This is a genomic window from Schnuerera sp., from assembly GCF_035459645.1.
GTDB lineage: Bacteria > Bacillota > Clostridia > Tissierellales > Tepidimicrobiaceae > Schnuerera.
The window spans coordinates 1-4,022 of the sequence record NZ_DATHXO010000076.1; the positions used below are offsets into that span (position 1 = coordinate 1).

The following is a 4,022-nucleotide window of genomic DNA, read 5'->3' on the forward strand; positions in this document are numbered from 1 at the left end:
TAGGTCATATTTTCAACATATTCTTTATCATATAATTTTTCTTTAACAATCACATGGATCATAGCCAAAGCAAAAGCCAGATCGGTACCTGGTTTAATTGGAATCCATTCGTGAGCTTTTCTTGCAGTTACTGACATATATGGATCCAGTATTACCATCTTTGCATTATTGGCTAGAGCTCGTGTAATGCTCCTAATATGCATATTTTTAGATTTCCCTAATCCATCGAAACCAAATCCCATAATATATTTACAATTCTCTATATCATAAGTATAAGGTCTGCCTCCTCCAGTAACCTGAGCAAACCAACTAGCTACCTGCGGAGTAAAACAAGTACTTTGATGGGCTACATGGTTAGGTGTTCCAATAGCATCCCTTAATCTATTTAAAAAATCATGACTTCTACTAAAGAAAATAATTGATTCTGGACCATATCCATCAATAGCTTTTTGAAAGTTCTTTGCAGTTAATTCAAATGCTTCTTCCCAACTAATCTGTACAAAACCTGGATCGATTCCTTCTCCTTTTTCAGGATTAGTTCGTTTCATTGGATATTTAAGTCTATCTGGATCGTATAAAGTATTAATAGCAGAATACGCCTTAACACATAAACGCCCTTGAGCAGCTTGATCTTCTGGATTTCCTTCTAGATGAACCACCCTATCATTTACTACATGAGCTTTTATACCACATCCTCCACCACAAATACTGCAATAACTATTGACTATTTTTGATTTCTTTTCAAATAGACTATTTTCTGTTTCAGCATGTACAAACCTTGGAATCCCAAGTCCTAAACCTGCAGCAAGAGTACCACCTGCAGCTGATTTGAGAAAATTTCGTCTATCCATTTCTACTTTTGTTATTTCTTTCATAGTTTTAACCCCCTATCATATTATGAATTTAAATAGCTTATCCACTTTTTTTCTTCTTCTATGAATCCTATCCCATGTTTTGCAACGATTTTATAAAATTTTGCAAAAGAGTTTTCATAAAGATCATTTAAAAATTTAGGTACCCATCGTAAGATATGCTGTTGTAAAAAATCTTGTTGGATTTTTTCATCTATATTTTGATCAATAAGATAGGACATAAAAGCCAATTCTACAGAAATATGATCTTCTGGATATAATTGATTCTCATCAAGCTTCATATTATTATCCTGATAGAAAGCCTTCACCGACTCCCAAGGTTCTTGATATATCATAGATTTCTGACCTAGGTAAACTGACTCATAAGGTTTGACACCTTCTGGAAGTAAAAACAAGTGGGCATATTCTATATGCAACTTATTTTGTTCTTCTTTGTCCTGTAATACTTTTTCGATTTTTTCTACTAACTTTTTATAATCCTTTTGTTTTTCTTCTGACATAAATGAAATCGTTCTTAATAGTACTGGTGCGTCTTTTGTTGAGATTTGTTTGTGAAAAAATCTACTAATTAAAGCATATTGAAGACTTCGGTTTGTTGCATTTATATTGATAATGTCCACCTCCTTTTAAAATTTATTCTATTTATTTTTTTTAAACTGAACTACTCTGACTAGTAATATACCTATTTCGAAAAGAATCCATAAGGGAACTATAATCATAAGTTGCGAAATAACATCTGGTGGTGTAATAATGGCAGCTATAACTGCAATAGCAATAATAGCATATTTTCTAGATTTGCTTAATAATGATGCATTGACTACATTCAATATTCCTAAAATTAAAAAAAGCAATGGCAATTGGAAAACGACTCCAAATATCATCAAAAACTTTGTGGTAAATGATATATACTGTGTTATTGTAAACATTGGAACTAGGTCTGATGTAGCAAATTTTAGAAAAAAAGTAATAGTGAAAGGAAAAACAATTTTATACGAAAATAAAACCCCAATTATAAACATAGCAAACATGGCAAAAACCGTTGGAATTAATATTTTTTTTTCATTTTTATATAATGCTGGTAGAATAAAAGCTAAAAATTGGTAAACAAATATTGGCATAGCTAATATAATCCCAAAAAGGATTGCCATACGGATATTAACTATTAACGCTTCTGCTGGGCTAATATAAATAAGCTCAATTTCACCAGCAGGTAATAGCAACAATTTTCTTATATTATCAACAAAGGTAAACCCTATAATTGATGCAATTAACAATGCAACTAAACATAAAATTATTCTTTTTCTCAATTCTTCTAAATGCATTATAATGGTCATTTTTTTTGTTTCATCTTTCATCATTAATACACCTAGCCCTTATCTTTTGTAGTTTTACTTTTCTTGTTTGTTTTCTGACACTTCCTTTTTAAATTCTTTAACTCCATCCTTTGCAGATTTACCAATTAGCCTAAACCTTTTTGGTCCGAAAATTAACAATATTATGCCGACTATTAGAATTATTTCCATCCATCCTAGTCTCATTATAAATCACCTACCTCCTAGTACTTTTAAGATTTCTCCGCTTTAGATTCATCTTCATCTTCCAATGAAACGCTGTCTTTCAAATTCTTTGAAGCCCGCTTAAATTCATTGATACCTTTCCCAAGAGATTTACCGATTTCTGGCAATTTAGAAGGTCCAAAAATCAATAATACTAAAACAAAAATAACCAACAATTCCTGAAATCCAATACGACCCATATAAATACCTCCCTTGTTTTAAAGTTGCATAACATATTGTACCATTATTATTAAATTATTTCCACAGATTTTGCCAAATTTTTGTTAAATTTTTGTTATTCTTTTGTTATAAATAATTATGATCAAAAAAGAACCCTTTTACAAGAGTTCTCTTATAGTACAATAAACTGTACATCTGATAGATCATTTTCCAATTGTAATCTAATGTTTAAATCTTTATCATTTTTGGTATCTGGAGGAGTTCCCATAACGATATGGGTGATATGATTATCCTTAGCAAAATCAATCATAGTCTTTAATATATTTTTTGATCTAAGTACAGTTAAATCTGCTCCTACCTTTTTAGATACATTGAATAAATATTCTAGAGCTTCTCCATCATCAATATTTTCCAAAAATTTTCCTCTTTCGTTTACTACATGGATTACATATAGTTTATCATTTTTAGATTTAATTAATTTATAACCCTCTAATATCAACCTTTCACAGGTTCTTTGCTGGGTAACACATACCATAACTTTAGCATTTTTCATATGAAATCCCCCTTTAAAAGAGTGATACCCATTACATTATAACATGAATTTTTAAAAAAAGTACTAATTCTATTAGAATTTAACTATATCTATTTTTCATAAAGAAAATAGGATAGATAAACCTATCCTATTCATCATCCATTAATTCTTTTTCTCCCATTTCTACTAGTTTCCTAGTCATTATTCCTCCCACGGGTCCTGCTGTAAATATATTAGTTACTGGATCTGCATTATTATTATTAAAAGTATCTGAAATTCCCAGTTCCTTAGCTATTTCCATTTTCATTTCATCCAATGCCTTAATAGCATTAGAATCAACAGGTCTTTTATCCACTTAATTCACCTCTTAAAATAGAATTATTCTATTTTATTTTGTCTAAAAAGAAAATTAAAATACTAACCAATTTTAGGATGATAGGATAAATCTCCCATTTTTAATTTTAGTAAAATAAAAACGCCACTAAAGTGGCTAATTTTCAATGGCGGGAGTATGTGAGAATCGAACTCACCCAAGACGCTCCTAACGCCTCGCGCTGGTTTTGAAGACCAGAGGGCACACCAGCACCCATCTACTCCCATTTAGTTGTTGTGATATTTGATACTACTATATTATAGCATGTTTATTTGTTGTGTCAAGTGGTGGGTTTTTTTCACTGTGATTATCTTTTGATAATGTCATCTCATGATTATCTTTTGATTATGTCAAAATAATAATATGAAAAAATTTGGAATAACATTTACATTTTTTGAAATTTTGGGCTATAATTTAATTTTTAAATACACATTAATGCGCCATTTGGTTCTGCTAATTCAGCTTTGTTTATATTATTAATGTGGCAGAAATATTCAAGGAACAACTTA

General features: G+C 30.4%; 7 protein-coding genes and 1 tRNA gene. All 8 read right to left on the reverse strand.

The window, feature by feature from the left end:
- Positions 1-875: molybdopterin-dependent oxidoreductase (locus VK998_RS01815; protein WP_325224837.1), on the reverse strand; the 875-nt coding region annotated here is incomplete at its 3' end.
- 20 nt (positions 876-895) lie between these two features.
- A complete protein-coding gene (locus VK998_RS01820) occupies positions 896-1,372 on the reverse strand; it encodes a TorD/DmsD family molecular chaperone (protein WP_325224839.1) in 477 nt (158 codons plus the stop codon).
- Between the two features lie 138 nt (positions 1,373-1,510).
- Positions 1,511-2,227, reverse strand: a complete 717-nt coding sequence (tatC, locus tag VK998_RS01825; protein ID WP_325224840.1) for a twin-arginine translocase subunit TatC — start codon at positions 2,225-2,227, stop codon at positions 1,511-1,513.
- A 33-nt stretch (positions 2,228-2,260) separates the two neighbouring features.
- Positions 2,261-2,410: a twin-arginine translocase TatA/TatE family subunit gene (locus VK998_RS01830; protein WP_325224842.1), complete on the reverse strand. Its 150-nt coding sequence runs from the start codon at positions 2,408-2,410 to the stop codon at positions 2,261-2,263.
- Positions 2,411-2,436: 26 nt separating this feature from the next.
- Positions 2,437-2,628, reverse strand: coding sequence for a twin-arginine translocase TatA/TatE family subunit (tatA, locus tag VK998_RS01835; RefSeq protein WP_325224843.1), 192 nt, complete (start codon positions 2,626-2,628; stop codon positions 2,437-2,439).
- A 152-nt stretch (positions 2,629-2,780) separates the two neighbouring features.
- On the reverse strand, positions 2,781-3,161 hold the full coding sequence (locus VK998_RS01840; RefSeq protein ID WP_325224846.1) for an adenine nucleotide alpha hydrolase family protein: 381 nt from the start codon (positions 3,159-3,161) through the stop codon (positions 2,781-2,783).
- A 127-nt stretch (positions 3,162-3,288) separates the two neighbouring features.
- Positions 3,289-3,495, reverse strand: coding sequence for an alpha/beta-type small acid-soluble spore protein (locus tag VK998_RS01845; protein WP_325224848.1), 207 nt, complete (start codon positions 3,493-3,495; stop codon positions 3,289-3,291).
- Positions 3,496-3,641: 146 nt separating this feature from the next.
- A tRNA-Sec gene (locus VK998_RS01850) sits at positions 3,642-3,738 on the reverse strand.
- Between the last annotated feature and the right edge of the window lie 284 nt (positions 3,739-4,022).

Coding starts and splice junctions, on each gene's coding strand:
- tatC (WP_325224840.1), bottom strand. CDS start 2,227: ATGAAAGATGAAACAAAAAAAATGACCATTATAATGCATTTAGAAGAA.
- tatA (WP_325224843.1), bottom strand. CDS start 2,628: ATGGGTCGTATTGGATTTCAGGAATTGTTGGTTATTTTTGTTTTAGTA.
- VK998_RS01830 (WP_325224842.1), bottom strand. CDS start 2,410: ATGAGACTAGGATGGATGGAAATAATTCTAATAGTCGGCATAATATTG.
- VK998_RS01820 (WP_325224839.1), bottom strand. CDS start 1,372: ATGTCAGAAGAAAAACAAAAGGATTATAAAAAGTTAGTAGAAAAAATC.
- VK998_RS01840 (WP_325224846.1), bottom strand. CDS start 3,161: ATGAAAAATGCTAAAGTTATGGTATGTGTTACCCAGCAAAGAACCTGT.